This is a genomic window from Nitrobacter sp. Nb-311A, assembly GCF_000152905.1.
GTDB lineage: Bacteria > Pseudomonadota > Alphaproteobacteria > Rhizobiales > Xanthobacteraceae > Nitrobacter.
In genome coordinates this window covers 21064-34038 of the sequence record NZ_CH672426.1, presented here as the reverse complement: position 1 = coordinate 34038, position 12975 = coordinate 21064, and the positions used below count along the sequence as shown (strand labels likewise).

Annotated in this window: 11 protein-coding genes, 1 tRNA gene, 3 pseudogenes and 1 other annotated feature; of the genes and pseudogenes, 5 read left to right on the top strand and 10 right to left on the bottom strand. The window is 57.5% G+C overall.

Annotation, left to right across the window (positions count from 1 at the left end):
* Positions 1-22: 22 nt before the first annotated feature.
* Positions 23-886, top strand: coding sequence for an IS21-like element helper ATPase IstB (gene istB, locus NB311A_RS19495; RefSeq protein ID WP_009796681.1), 864 nt, complete (start codon positions 23-25; stop codon positions 884-886).
* Between the two features lies 1 nt (position 887).
* Here istB and NB311A_RS21475 read toward each other — a convergent pair.
* From NB311A_RS21475 to NB311A_RS22155, 6 genes and pseudogenes are all read right to left on the bottom strand, one after another.
* Positions 888-1052, bottom strand: a pseudogene (locus NB311A_RS21475) (IS110 family transposase); the annotation flags it as partial.
* Positions 1053-1481: 429 nt separating this feature from the next.
* Positions 1482-2081, bottom strand: a complete 600-nt coding sequence (locus NB311A_RS19490; protein ID WP_245257048.1) for a hypothetical protein — start codon at positions 2079-2081, stop codon at positions 1482-1484.
* 113 nt (positions 2082-2194) lie between these two features.
* Complete coding sequence (locus tag NB311A_RS19485) at positions 2195-2611, bottom strand: phage holin family protein (protein ID WP_009800405.1); 417 nt, start codon at positions 2609-2611, stop codon at positions 2195-2197.
* 517 nt (positions 2612-3128) lie between these two features.
* Positions 3129-4001, bottom strand: a complete 873-nt coding sequence (locus tag NB311A_RS19475) for a DUF3618 domain-containing protein (protein WP_245257047.1) — start codon at positions 3999-4001, stop codon at positions 3129-3131.
* A 773-nt stretch (positions 4002-4774) separates the two neighbouring features.
* Positions 4775-4984, bottom strand: coding sequence for a hypothetical protein (locus tag NB311A_RS23285; protein WP_371256546.1), 210 nt, complete (start codon positions 4982-4984; stop codon positions 4775-4777).
* Positions 4947-5087 (bottom strand): hypothetical protein, encoded by a 141-nt coding sequence (locus tag NB311A_RS22155; RefSeq protein WP_165475285.1) that lies wholly within the window; start codon positions 5085-5087, stop codon positions 4947-4949. The genes NB311A_RS23285 and NB311A_RS22155 overlap by 38 nt, the downstream gene beginning before the upstream one ends.
* Before the next feature lie 571 nt (positions 5088-5658).
* Between NB311A_RS22155 and NB311A_RS20990 the strand changes: the two genes are divergently transcribed.
* Positions 5659-6114: a hypothetical protein gene (locus NB311A_RS20990; protein WP_086008734.1), complete on the top strand. Its 456-nt coding sequence runs from the start codon at positions 5659-5661 to the stop codon at positions 6112-6114.
* 1147 nt (positions 6115-7261) lie between these two features.
* Here the strand turns inward: NB311A_RS20990 and NB311A_RS19460 are convergent.
* Complete coding sequence (locus NB311A_RS19460) at positions 7262-8212, bottom strand: FkbM family methyltransferase (RefSeq protein ID WP_009800397.1); 951 nt, start codon at positions 8210-8212, stop codon at positions 7262-7264.
* A gap of 60 nt (positions 8213-8272) precedes the next feature.
* A tRNA-Ser gene (locus NB311A_RS19455) sits at positions 8273-8348 on the bottom strand.
* Between the two features lie 1889 nt (positions 8349-10237).
* On the opposite strand from NB311A_RS19455, the gene NB311A_RS19450 reads away from it, so the two are divergent.
* On the top strand, positions 10238-10531 hold the full coding sequence (locus tag NB311A_RS19450) for a hypothetical protein (protein ID WP_009800394.1): 294 nt from the start codon (positions 10238-10240) through the stop codon (positions 10529-10531).
* 83 nt (positions 10532-10614) lie between these two features.
* Here the strand turns inward: NB311A_RS19450 and NB311A_RS19445 are convergent, their stop codons facing one another.
* Together NB311A_RS19445 and NB311A_RS22845 are read right to left on the bottom strand one after the other, a co-directional pair.
* Positions 10615-10863 carry a hypothetical protein gene (locus tag NB311A_RS19445; RefSeq protein WP_245257046.1) on the bottom strand — a complete coding sequence of 83 codons (249 nt, stop codon included), beginning with the start codon at positions 10861-10863 and terminating at the stop codon, positions 10615-10617.
* Complete coding sequence (locus tag NB311A_RS22845; protein ID WP_245257045.1) at positions 10836-11318, bottom strand: hypothetical protein; 483 nt, start codon at positions 11316-11318, stop codon at positions 10836-10838. The genes NB311A_RS19445 and NB311A_RS22845 overlap by 28 nt, the downstream gene beginning before the upstream one ends.
* A 161-nt stretch (positions 11319-11479) precedes the next feature.
* Between NB311A_RS22845 and NB311A_RS20980 the strand changes: the two are divergent.
* Together NB311A_RS20980 and NB311A_RS20975 are read left to right on the top strand one after the other, a co-directional pair.
* Positions 11480-12156, top strand: a pseudogene (locus NB311A_RS20980) (IS3 family transposase); the annotation flags it as partial.
* Positions 11764-11880 (top strand) — a sequence feature (AL1L pseudoknot). It overlaps the preceding pseudogene by 117 nt.
* Before the next feature lie 65 nt (positions 12157-12221).
* A pseudogene (locus NB311A_RS20975) lies at positions 12222-12975 on the top strand (helix-turn-helix domain-containing protein); the annotation flags it as partial.

The following is a 12975-nucleotide window of genomic DNA, read 5'->3' as shown; positions in this document are numbered from 1 at the left end:
ACAACCTCCGGAGGACCATCTGATGGAACGAACCCAAATCTTCGACCTCATGGGTGAGCTCAAACTCTACGGAATGAGGGCTGCCTTCGACGAGATCATGGCGACGGCCGTCAAGCGCCAGCACGAACCTCAGCACATCGTCGGCGACCTGCTCAGCGCCGAGATCAACGAGAAGCAGGCGCGGTCGATCAAGTACCAGCTCACCATCGCCAAGCTGCCATTGGCCAAGGATCTCGATGACTTCCAGTTCGAAGGCACGCCGATCAATCAGACGCTCGTCAATGATCTCGCCGGCGGCGGCTTCATCGCCCAGCAGCGCAACGTCGTGCTCGTCGGCGGCACCGGCACAGGCAAAACCCACCTGGCCATCGCAATCGCCAGAAGCTGCATCCGATCCGGCGCCCGCGGTCGCTTCTACAACGTGGTCGACCTCGTCAATCGCCTCGAGATCGAGACCCGTAACGGACGTCAGGGCCGGCTTGCCGAACATCTGACCCGGATGGACTTCATCGTGCTCGACGAACTCGGATATCTGCCCTTTGCCCAATCCGGCGGCCAGTTGCTGTTCCATCTCGTCAGCCGGCTCTACGAGCGTGCTTCCGTCATCGTCACCACCAATCTCGCCTTCGGCGAATGGCCCAGCGTGTTCGGCGACGCCAAGATGACCACCGCGCTGCTCGACCGGTTGACCCACCACTGCGACATCGTCGAAACCGGTAACGACAGCTGGCGCTTCAAAAGCCGCGACGACGATCACGCCACCCGCGCTCGTCTCGTCTCCGCAATCCCGGCCAGCTCCGACGAGTCGAGCGCTACCCTCAAACCACGCCGCGCGAAGGGGTCAAAATTGAACGCCGATACGGGGTCAAATTTGCGAGCCGATTGACACGTTCCTTCGATTTCACCGGTACGAACCGTATGTTCGGTCGGGTAACCGCCTCGCACAGCGGCCGCGTCGTTCTTGCCACGCTTCACGTAGGCTTTCACATATTGAGGTGGGATTAGCTTTACCTCGTGTCTAAAGAACTGCAGCAGGCGGCCCAATGGTGCGAGTACTGTGGATGTCGCGGCTGCAGCCCGGCTTCTATCGCGTCGTCAGCTGTCCGCTGAGCCGTCCAAAGTGGTGAACCAGTCAGAGTTCGGCTACACTTCGCCCGCAATAACGTCCTCTCCTTTGCGGTCGTTTTGACGCGGGGCTTTTTGCTCTCCGCGCGCCATTAACAAAATGCGCGCAGAAATGTTTCGCCAACCTCTCCACGTTTCAAGCGCCGGACATCTGCCGAACTTGAGCTGGCGCTCGTAACCGAAAAGCCGAACGCTTAGTGACCGGGCAACGTTGCAAAGGAATCGGCGGCTGCGGTGTTAGAACAGGCGCGACAATGGGAGTAGCTTCGAAGTCGTACTGGCACGTGCCAAAGAACTTCTCCAGCCATAAGTGGGCACGAAAGTGGAAGGGCATGACATGCATCGTCGCGGGCGGATCAGGGCAGTTTCATGGCTTCTCGTGCGGCGTTCGCGGCCCCCGTGGCGGTTTGCTTCACCAGCTCGACCACGTCGGCGCCCGTTTCCCTGAGTTCGGTCTGAAGCTTATCTGCGGCCTCATGGAGACCTTGTGATACCGCTCCGGCGCGCGTGTTCAGGTGGGCTTTGACTTCGTCGCTGACCGCGCCCGCCCAATCGTTCTCAAGATCAGATGTCCGGAATGCACCTGCCACGGCCGCTCCGGCGGCTAAGCCCAAGATACCGAGCATTAGAGGTTGCCGCTCGAGCAGGCCGCCCAAGGAAGACTGAACCGTTTTGAGGGCCTCTTCTCCCGGCCTGCCGACGTTCTCTCGTACATAGTTAGCACCTTCGTGCCACCGGTCTTTGATCTTATCGGCTGAGCCTGAAATCGCATGCGATGCCGCACTGCCCGCATCGCGCAACTTATCACCGACATGGAACGATCCCTCGTCATTCAATTTAGGAGCTAGCGGCGGCGCGGCAGATCGTTGGTGAGTGGACAAAGTCGAACGCGGATCCAGTGCGCGAAGATCGCTGGCCGGCGCAGCCGCCGTCGCCGCGCGCGCGGCGTCCTTCAACTTCTCATTGCCCGTGAAAAGGCAGAATGCGCCGGCTCCGATGAGGGCAGCCGCCAACGGATTTTCCCTCGCTGCCGCCACAAGATTATCGAAAAAACCTGTTTTCTTATTGCTCATCGCACCATTTCCTTCATCACATCTTTGTCCTTTTCGAGCTGCCCGATAGTTTCGTGTGGCGTGAGGCGGCGCGCATGCAAGCGGTTTATGCCGATGGCAAACAGCACGCCAGCGATCCCCGCGGCCACGGCCGCCGACGTGAGATACGAGAGCGGCTCTGACCAACCCGATGCTATGAGAGCCGCTGATAATGCGAACAACACCATCACCACAGCGGGAAACACCAGGATGGCGCCGGCAGCGATGAAGCTCACCGCGCCTATAACCTCCTGAGCCTTTTCGCCCAATTCGGCATTCGCCAGATCGATTTCATTCTGGAAGAGCTTGGCAAACTGCGAAAGCGCATTGCCAAACAGCTTCAAGATCGTTCGAAGATCGTTCTGACTGGTTTGGATATCGTTGGGGATGCTCATGACAGGTTATTGCCTTGTGAGGATGGGGATGAAGATCGCTGTCCCCCAGACGCTCTGAAAAAGCGCATCGCCGCAAATCCGGCGAGGGCCGATAATCCGAGAAATGCGGCCGGCTGCCGTCTCGCGAAATCGCTCGCACCGTCGAGAAGATCGCGGAAATTTCCATTTTGGATCTTCTCCGCTGCCTGGTGAACGTAGTCAGCAGCTGAGTCGATACCGCGCGCCGCGAAGGGCATGTCGCTCTCGAAGGCTCGCGCCGCTTTGCGGATATCATCGGCGAAGCGCCCGATAAATTCAGCGCCAGCCTGCTGCTGCTCATGAGCCCGGCTATCCAGCTGCTCGGTCATTTCCGAGACAACATCCGTCGAGGTGCGCAGAGACTCATCCGCACGATGTTTGATCTCCGCACCAGCCTTATCCACCTGCTCCTTGTGGCTCTGTGTGGAACCGTCGCCTCGGTTCCGATCGAAGTCAGTCTTGTCGTCGGGTCGAAATTGCTCATCATGGTTTCTTTCGGTTAGGGGTTTCGTGAGGGGCTGAACGCCGCCCTCACAACATCATCGGCGCCTTCTTTGAGCGCATTGGACACGTTCTGCGTCATGCGGCCCGCCTCTCGTCCTAAGTCACTCTCCCCAACGCTTTTCGCCGCGGCGTCGGCGGCCGACATTGCCGCATCCTTGGCTGCTGAAAATCCTGAGCGCACACCTTCGCCGGCCTTCTGTTTGACCTTATCGCTGGCTTGGCCCATCGCCTTGGCTTCAGCCCTTGTTTCGGGAAGAGCCGCGGCAACGATGGCGCCGATCGCGATTCCCAAGCCGCCGATCAACGCGGCATCACCCGTAAGCTCGCGAGTTTTGGACCATCCGGTCGCGGCTGCATCTCTGGTCGCAATGGTCTTGTCCCTGATGGCATAGGCGCTGCTCCCGACCTTATCGCCCCAAGTACTGGCAACTTGAGACGCCTGAGTTTTCACCTCAATGGCCATGTCGGCAGCCTGTGTTCGAGCCGATGCCAGCCGGTCCTTCATGCCTACAAGTACCTCTGAGGTTCCAGCCTCATCCAGCATCTCGTCCGCCTTCTCCTTCAAAGAAGCCGCGCCTTGTGCAGCGCGATCGCGCGCCGTCTTAGAAGTTAGGAGAAGGCCCGCGCCCAGCATCAGGAGCGGCAGCGGTGCGCCCCGCACCAGGCGCACCAGGGGGATCGCAGCCACGGCACCCGCCGCGACGGTTCCCATCGGGTTGTCCATTACTCGTTGTTTCAGTGCCTCAGCCCAACTGTGTGTCTTGAGGCTGACGTAATTGGAAAACTCCGATTTTACGTGTTCGGGCGAAGTCTTGTGACGAATGTCTTCGGCGGCGTCCGATATCCGCTCCTTCAACTGATCAACCATCGCTGCGAGCTGGGCGCGGTTACGCTCCGACTCAGTTCCTCGACTGAACGTGGCATGTCTTGTCCTTTCAGCTTTTCTTTCCGCCAACTCGCCCTCCGTTGATTGGTTCCTCAGTCCCGATTGCATCATCACCACCGGAGTGCGCGAGATAGATCAATTTGCCTAGACGCTTAGAGCAAGAAGCGTATTTGGCTCGCCGCTGGATACTCTCGGCCTTCCGCGAGAAGCCCTTGGTGCTGCGATGTATCGGCAAGCATCGCTACGATCGGTTGCGGCCTAAGCAACAAAGTACTTGAACCAGCGGATTACAGGCAGCTACGGCAGAGCTGAGGTCACGATTTTGTACTTGACGAGACGGTTGACGCTGCCGAGCTCCAGATAGCGCTGAAACATCAGCCGCATTGGTCGCTGTTTCTTCGTCGCCCGGCGATCCGCTTCCTTCGCAAGCAGCGACGCAATAGCGCCAGAACGACGGCTTCCTCAATGCGGCGGTCCAAAGACCATTGCTTGCCGCTCTTGCAGGCAAATCTGAACCGCTCTTCAATTTCGTCGATGGCTACATGCCAATTAATTGAGCGTGGTCAGGCCATAGCCTTTTGTTTTTGCGCTGCGTATTCGTCATTTCCAAAAGCGGATCAGCGTCGTCTCTAAAAAATCACGATAGTCGCTCGTACCTTTTCCCGCAGCACTTCGCAGGTCATATGCTCGTTTACTTTTAGCCGGATGCCAACAACGCGTCGGCGAAGGCAAAAAGATGCTCGTATTTCGCGCATTCACGCACTTCGCGAAACCGTGGATGATAGCGGGTTGCTTGCGGCCTTTGCGTCCCGTCCCGCAGCTTTGATATGGCCGTCGGTGAAGGAGCAAACCCAGACCTCGGACCAGGCTGGCGGAATAGCGAGCGCTTTTATCCTGTTCAGCACGCCCGGTTCAGTTAGCTTGGAGTTATTCGCGCGTGTGTAGTAAAGCCGGTGCTGAACCATCTTTCGCGTCCGAGACGTAACCGGAGACCCGGGGACTCCAGCGGAGTCCTTCGGGATCGACGATCGTCCAGCGGCTTAAAACCTGTTCTTCAGAGCCCTTCATGTTTGCGCTCCGGCGGAAGCGCGCTCCCTTCACACGAAAGCGGCGGCCTTGTCGAGGTCGGCCACATAGAGCGCCGTTTCGCGGGACAGCTTGGCAATGAGTGCCACCCTGCTCTTGCACTCGTCCCTCAGCGGCAACCAGTAATGGCACCCTCCTGGGCGCCCTGAGCTTCCTTGTACAAGGAGCGCTACCCCTAAACCGCTCGGTATACCGACACGCGGCCGACTTGAAGAATTGTCCTATGTCCCGCGCGACCCAGAATCGCGCGCACGAAGGTGGTTGGCGCGTGGATCGCGCCAACGCGACCAACCTACTAGCAATGCTGGTTTTGAGGCAGCACGGTAAGCCCGCGGTGCCGGCAGCTTCGTCGATTTGGACGGTCCCGAGACTGAAGAGTTCGGCCGCCTATTCCCGTACAACGCAAAAGACTGCCGCAGCGACGCGTTTCGCAGGCCAGTTTTCCTGGAAGCCGAAGCCGCCGGAGGGAATGAACGGTTGTTCATATACATAGCAGTAAGGAACATAGATTGGTTTCGCTCATTAGCACTCGGGACATTTACGGAGTATTCAGATGAAAAAGTTGAATTTTGCGATGGCGGTGGGCGCGACCGCGTTACTCACTGTTACCAGTGCAAGCGCAGACTACCGCCACTATGGCCATAGGCATCATCACCACTATGGATATGGGCATCATTACCACTACGGACATAGGCATCATCACCACTATGGCAATCAGCATCACCCGTACTACAGAAGTTCCGCATACGCTTCGAGGTACTACGGCAGTCCGTATTACGGCGGCGGTTACGGCTTTGGGGGGCCGGGCATCTCCGTTGGCGTGGGCAATCCATATTACGGTGGCGGCTATGGCTTTGGGCCGGGCATCTCGGTTGGTTTCGGCAACGGGTATTACGGCGGCGGCTATGGCTACGGGCCGGGCATCTCAGTTGGCTTCGGCAATCCGTATTACGGCGGCGGCTATGGCTACGGCCCGGGCATCTCGGTTGGCTTCGGCAGTGGTTGGTAAACAGAAGCCCGCAGGAAACGCGGGCTTTTTACAATATGAATCACCCGCAGGAGCATCAGCATAGCGCCGCCGCCCGCGGACGCGGGACCGAGTGCTGCCGCGATACCGGGTAAGAGGCACCTGTCTCGCGGGTAGTGACACCGACGCTGGGACCCTGATGCGAATTTCTCTGCCGAGGTACATTTCGCCTACGCGTGAGGGATCATTATCTGATGGCCGCGACAAACGTCGCTTCTCGCGGCAATGGAATAGCGTCAACGAATATAGCCCGTTCGGCTTCCAACCAATTCTTACTTTTCCATCACAAACCTATAGATAAATTGTGTTTTGGGATGTTTCTGACCTCGGTTCATCGAACACGTTGATCTCGCCGTGAGCACCTCGCCAAAGGCGACGTGAACAATGCGCGCTTCGTCATGCTGACCGACAACGCCTTTTGAAATGATGCTTCACCAGATTGCGAGGACAAGCGTCCCAATTATATCGTTGAGAACACCAGGAAGCGCTGAACACAGCGCTTTGGCCGCACCTTCAATACCAAGCCGAATCCGCGAAGATCGAAGCGAGGTTATTAGACGAGGCTGCTCAAACCATCAACACCCTGCATGCTATCGCAACGAGATGTGTCACATCGGCCGCAGGCATGAATCAATCCTGTGCCTGCGCTCTCGGCGTTCTTTTGATACGGCGTGTGCTTTCCTCGCGACGTACAAACCGCAAGGGTTAGGTTGGGTCAGGCCAGAAGCAGCAAAGTTTTTCTAGTTCGCGCGACGTTCCCGGCGGGTTGAATACTTTCCGAACGGTTGCGAGCTTTTGCGCCAAACTTCCGTACGATCCGCAAGCAATGGTTGACCCACTTGCAGACGAAATGGATCAGAAAGGTCGGTCAGCAGAATTTTTGCATCGAGATCATCGCTGGCGCCGTTTATGCGCGCCCGTAGACGACACGGGACGAAGCTGTCAATGGCGCGGCGTGGCGTCTCGCTTTCTCGTCTCATCGAGCAGGTCAGGACATTTCAAAGCCGGCAGTTACAGCGTGGCATGATCTCTTGTTCCTCCACAAAGCCCAGCGCGCGCATACGTGCCAGACTCTGCGTCTATGGATGTGTGCCAACGGCACAGCGTCCCGGCTTGCGTCCGTAGTTTGTTATTTCCAAGCCCCGAGGACGCGTGCTTCCCAGAAGGGGCTTGCCGTCGCAAGCACGTTGTAGCCGCGGTTGACGGCCTTCTTAATGCGGTCGAGTGGCAATACGTCCTTCAGGCGGATATAGTGACCTGCATCTGGATCGTAGCAGAATAGTCGCATCTCGGTATGGTTGAGGATGTGCTTGGAAACCGTGTGGAGAGGATCGTTACCGTGGTCCTCGCAGATCACGATGCAGTCAGTCTTGAGTAACCGCCCCCCACCCACCATGGCACCAATTTCGACGCCCTCGACGTCGAGCTTCAACACCAAACGTTTCGCGGACAGAGCAATATGGTCCATCAGGTCATCGAGAGATACTAGGTTGACAGCTTCGCCGCCCTCGTCATGGTCGGCGATGGTCATCGACTCGTGCTTGCGGCCGGACAGGTAGGCCGTGCCTGACGTCTCGCCGATCGCGCTTCTGATCGTTTCGAAACGGTTGCCGTTAATGACGGCGTTCCGGCGTAAAACAGCATAGTTAGAAGAGGAAGGCTCAATAGCGATAGCGCGATGAGAGCCGTAGGGGCCGCTCGAAACCAGCGTAGACCAGTAACCGTAGTTGGCGCCACAGTCGAGCAACACGTAGTCGGTGTCGGAGATGCGACGCAGAAACAGGTCGATGTCACGCTCATAAACGTACTTGCGATCAAGGATCGTGCTCCAGTATTCGTCACCGAATGGAAACGCGAACACAGCATCCTGATTGAGACGGACGAGAATATCCCGGTTCGGCACAATCGGGCGCAATGCCCGGCAGCTCAAACCAAAACCCCGGTGGGTCCAAGAGGAGGAAATGCGTGCCCCGGCTTGGAAAGCCATGATCAGCAATTTTTCCCGAAAACCGGCTCCTTCGATGGCACCCGTGGCGCGGTCGAAGACAAGTGGGGTCGCATTTGCCCTGACAGAAACCATGGATTCCAATCTTAGGGAGATATAGGTTGAAGAAAGATGACTACATCTCCGACAAGGGCGTGGAGGCTACGGCCTGGATTCGAACCAGGGTGAAGGCACGTTCAAGTGCCTTGCGTGTCCACTCCGCCACCGAGCCACAGCTTCAGTCGCATAGATACGTCCTGGTGAAAAGCAAAGATCAACTGGACGGTTAACTAGCACGCATCCAACCGTTCAACGTGCTGTCGGTGCGAAAAACCCCTTAGCCGGCCATCCCACAGCCGCACGCGGGTGCACTTAACTCCCGTTTGGTAAGATAATCCTTGTCGCCTCTACGTTGCCAAATTAGCATTCTGGCTCATGCTGGTCTGAGGAGTTTTTGATGCGAAAGTTATGGGGCGCGGTGCTGGCGGGGATTGTAACGATTGGAATGGGCGCACCAGTCGATGCGGCTCCAATGAACGACACATTGAAGGCTTGCCGTAATTCAAAGGGCTGCGGCTTTTCTAAGCTCAACAACGGAGACGTAGTCGGGTGTTCCCCGAAGAGTAAGGGCGGAAATGGTACATGCTTTTATTGCAATTCAAGTACTAAGGATTGCTTTCAGGTGAGGCGGGTACCAGGAGGCAAGTGGAAACACATCCCTGGCGACGTTCTTACTAACTTGCCAAAGCAGAGACGGCCTTCGCGTTGAAGTGTTTCCATTATTTCGAGCGAGACTTGTTGGCTCGCTTCGCCAACCGTGATCGCGCATAGTCTCGATCGCATGAGAAGATTTGCCAACGCTTACGTGTGGGGATCATAGGAAACCACTAATGTTGAGCAGCTGGGAAAGCGTGCTGGGCTTGACTCACGGACCGTCGTTTCGCGCTCTCGCTCCCGCTTAAGGTCATCTCGGTTGACGGCGCAGTCAGCACCTTCGCGAACCGAGATAGGAGGCCCGCCACTACGCACTGCGCAGCCCGCCATGTCGGCCTCCGTCGGGCGGCTGTCGCAGCCGGACAGAAATAGGACCGCGGCAAGTGCCAAGATCATCGCAGGCATTGTTTTGCCCCCGCTATTTGAGCCTCAGACGCCCCAGCCGCCCTTGCAGCATCTTCGGCTTTCTGTTCTCCGAGGATCTGGACGATCTCACCAACATCGGCACAGGTGATGATCAGTCGGATACGAGGATTTGGCGGCTCGTCCGCTTTGGGCTTTCCGCCAAGCACACACCAGGCCGAAGCCGCTCCAGACCACGATCGCGAGAAGCAAGCGGCGAAGGGTCATGCACCTGCCCTAGGACCGACGATGGTAAAATCCAGCAATCGATCGCAGGTGAACACGCGTTCGATGGGCGGCCGGAATTCGCGTCAAAAACGAGCCACGTCGAGCCGCCGATGTGCCGCTCGAGTACGAAGACGTGATTTCGCTTCAACGCGACTGTGCCAGGCGCGGGCCAGGTGCGCGGAAGAGTCGCAGGAACATGGTGTCTCCTGAACGTGAATGCTGATCGAAAAATGACCCCCATCGGCAGCATTGGGACCCCTTCAGGCGCCGTTCCGGACCAACTTCGTCAGAATCTTTGAAAGCGGCCTCTGCACTACACTCGAACGTTGTTTGCGAGACCTTCAGCCTATCGTGCTGCGTGTACCGAGCTTAAATTCAAACGTTGTGGTGATGAAGTCCCCCACGATGCCGCTTGACCTGATCACACCGCAAGATTGCAGGGCTTCGGCGCAGATGCACCTCACCCAGGACAATGATGTGGTCCACTCACTCGCGCCGAATCGATCGATCACCGGTTCGGCAAAGCCATTCTGCCAGGCCGAAGCTGGTACGGTGGGTTCGTCCTAGTTGCCCATGGCACGTAATCGGCGGGTGACAACGCGGTCATGCGCGATCGCGGATCAGATAGGTAGCGCGCCTGTGTTCAGCTATCGTCGCATCATTTTACCGCGTCTGATATCATTCTCGAAGTCACAGGCTGTCCCGAGGAATGCGCGTGTCTTTACCGCCGGTAAGTCCTGGCAGCTAGTGACCGAAACGCTCCAGCGAACGCTTTAAATGAAGCAGTTTGTCGAAACCTCGTCGAAGCTCAATATCGATTTTGGGGAGAAGGTGACGATTGGTTGCCCTGACAATATGGAAGGAAAAGATAGCGCTGATGGTGGGGGACAAAATCCGTATTGCGGCAGCGTCGATAAGAAGTTTAAGGGAGCGGATGACAATAAAATCAAGTGGAATCAAGTCGGAGAGACTTGGACTCCGACAAGTGTAACGCTCTACGCGTTCTCGCAAGATCAAATTGAGCAAGCGGCCAGCGCGAGCATCATTCAGGTTCTAGTGCAAAAACAATAGTATGGTGGTCGATGATCTATCCGTGCCACGGAAACCGTTCCGCAAGTGGGTCGCTCAGCGACACGTCCTGAACACTGACCTCGCTACTTGAGCAATTTTGTCAACGCCGCATCGTTAGAAAGACGGCTGCTCAGCTTGCGCGTCACCGCCTCCTCACCGGCACCCAAAGCCTCGGTCAAAATTTCGGTTGCTCGCTTGATGACCGGTTGCTTCAGGTTCGGAACTGCCTTCAACGCAGCGGCGATCTCTTGCGGCGACATGACCTTGTTGGGCTCGGTTTGACTCAGCTCGGCGAAACGGCTCCCTAGAGCCTTAATCTTAGTCTCGTCCACCCAGGCGCGACGGTCTGAAGTGCCGCCGCGATCTTCTTCCTCGCCTTATCGGCATCCATGTCGGGAGTGCCGACTCTCGAGTACTTTTGTCCAAGCAGCCAGCCCAGTTTGGCCTGAAATGTGTCAGTCAACTGCAGCACCTTTGCATCGATGCAGGTCTGCAGATGGTGGTTGGTCTTGATGGCTATCGAGAGATTGAGAAAGGCGACGCTGTCTTCCGGCAAATCGGTGTCCTCCGCGTCGAGATAAAAGTAGCCGGACTCGTTGTTGTTGAGTAGGCGTTGCATGAACTCCGACAACTTCGACTTAGCTCGATTTCCGACGACGGGAAGCGCTGCCTTGACGTCGGCCGAATTGAGCTCATCGAGATGCTTCTGGACTACCGCATCCAGCGCCCGCACCGGAGCGATGACAATGTACGGTGCCTTGCACTGCCGGTCGCGACCGCGTGGCACCAGATCGCAGCTCTTCGTTAGCACAAGGAAGCAAGAATTTTTTGGATGGTTGTGGAAGTGCGGATGCACCGCCTGAAGCAGATCATTGATCGCAGAGGTCCGCCTAAGCACTGAACCGCCCCGGGTTTGCCGGAGGCTCCAACTCCTGAGAGGATGGAGCCATGACAAGCAAGACGACGAACAAGTTTTCACCGGAGGTTCGGGCCCGAGCGGTTCGAATGGTTTTGGATCACGGCAGCGAGTATCCGTCCCGCTGGGCTGCGATTGAGGCGATAGCCCCCAAGATTGGCTGTTCCGGCCATACCCTGCTGGAATGGGTGAAGAAGGCGGAGATCGACAGCGGCAAGCGAGCAGGCGTCCCAACGGACGTGGCGGAGAAGCTGAAGGCGCTTGAGCGTGAGAACCGCGAGCTTCGGCAAGCCAATGAGATTCTGCGCAAGGCAAGCGCTTATTTTGCGACGGCGGAGCTCGACCGCCGGTCCAAGCCATGATCGCCTTCATCGACGATCATCGCGCGGCGCATGGGGTCGAGCCGATCTGCAAGGTTCTGTCGATCGCCCCCTCGACCTATCATGCCCATGTCGCCAAACGGCGTGATCCCGCCAAGCTGTCGGCGCGCGCCAGGCAGGATGTCATCCTGAAGATCGAGGTCCGGCGCGTCTTCGATGAGAACTTCCGCGTCTATGGCGTGCGCAAGATCTGGCGGCAACTCAAGCGCGAAGGCTTCGATATCGCCCGTTGTACGGTGTCACGATTGATGCGGACCATGGGCTTGCACGGTGTTATCCGCGGCAAGTCGGTCAGGACCACGATCGGCGACTGTCCGGGATCAGCACCTATGGCACAGAATTGATGGTGTGATCTAAGGAGTGTTCGGTTCTCGTCGCAGACGAAGGAACGAACATGAGCACGAAGTCGACTGGCGGCAAACGCTCCGCCGAACACGTAGTCAAAGATATCCGCCGTGCGACGCGGCGGCACTTTTCATCAGAGGACAAAATCCGGATCGTGCTGGATGGGCTTCGGGGCGAAGACAGCATCGCCGAGCTGTGCCGCAAGGAAGGGATAGCCCAGAGCCTCTACTACACCTGGTCGAAGGAATTCCTGGAAGCTGGCAAACGGCGGCTGGCTGGCGACACGGCTCGTGCTGCGACGACCGGTGAAGTTCAGGACCTGCGCCGTGAGACCCGTGCCTTGAAAGAGGCGGTTGCCGATCTGATGCTGGAGAACCGTCTGCTCAAAAAAAGTATGATCGCGGATGGGGGCGACGACGAATGAGATACCCCGCATCCGAGAAGCTCGAGATCATCAGGATGATTGAGCAGTCGCATGTTCCCGCGAAGAAGACGCTCGATCAGCTCGGCATTGCTCGGCGCACCTTCTACCGCTGGTATGACCGCTACCTTAAAGGCGGGCCCGAAGCGTTGGAGGATCGTCCTTCCCGGCCGAGCCGGGTCTGGAACCGCATCGGCGACAATATCCAGGCTCAGATCATCGAATTGGCGCTGGAGCAATCCGAGCTGTCGCCGCGCGAATTGGCGGTGCGATTCACCGACGAGAAGCGCTACTTCGTCTCGGAAGCCACCGTCTATCGCTGCTCAAGGCCACGATCTCATCACAGCCCGGCATTCGTGGTGATCAAGGCTGCCGACGAGTT

Coding starts and splice junctions, on each gene's coding strand:
- istB (WP_009796681.1), top strand. CDS start 23: ATGGAACGAACCCAAATCTTCGACCTCATGGGTGAGCTCAAACTCTAC.
- NB311A_RS19485 (WP_009800405.1), bottom strand. CDS start 2,611: ATGAGCATCCCCAACGATATCCAAACCAGTCAGAACGATCTTCGAACG.
- NB311A_RS19475 (WP_245257047.1), bottom strand. CDS start 4,001: ATGGTTGATCAGTTGAAGGAGCGGATATCGGACGCCGCCGAAGACATT.
- NB311A_RS23285 (WP_371256546.1), bottom strand. CDS start 4,984: ATGGTTCAGCACCGGCTTTACTACACACGCGCGAATAACTCCAAGCTA.
- NB311A_RS22155 (WP_165475285.1), bottom strand. CDS start 5,087: ATGAAGGGCTCTGAAGAACAGGTTTTAAGCCGCTGGACGATCGTCGAT.
- NB311A_RS20990 (WP_086008734.1), top strand. CDS start 5,659: ATGAAAAAGTTGAATTTTGCGATGGCGGTGGGCGCGACCGCGTTACTC.
- NB311A_RS19460 (WP_009800397.1), bottom strand. CDS start 8,212: ATGGTTTCTGTCAGGGCAAATGCGACCCCACTTGTCTTCGACCGCGCC.
- NB311A_RS19450 (WP_009800394.1), top strand. CDS start 10,238: ATGAAGCAGTTTGTCGAAACCTCGTCGAAGCTCAATATCGATTTTGGG.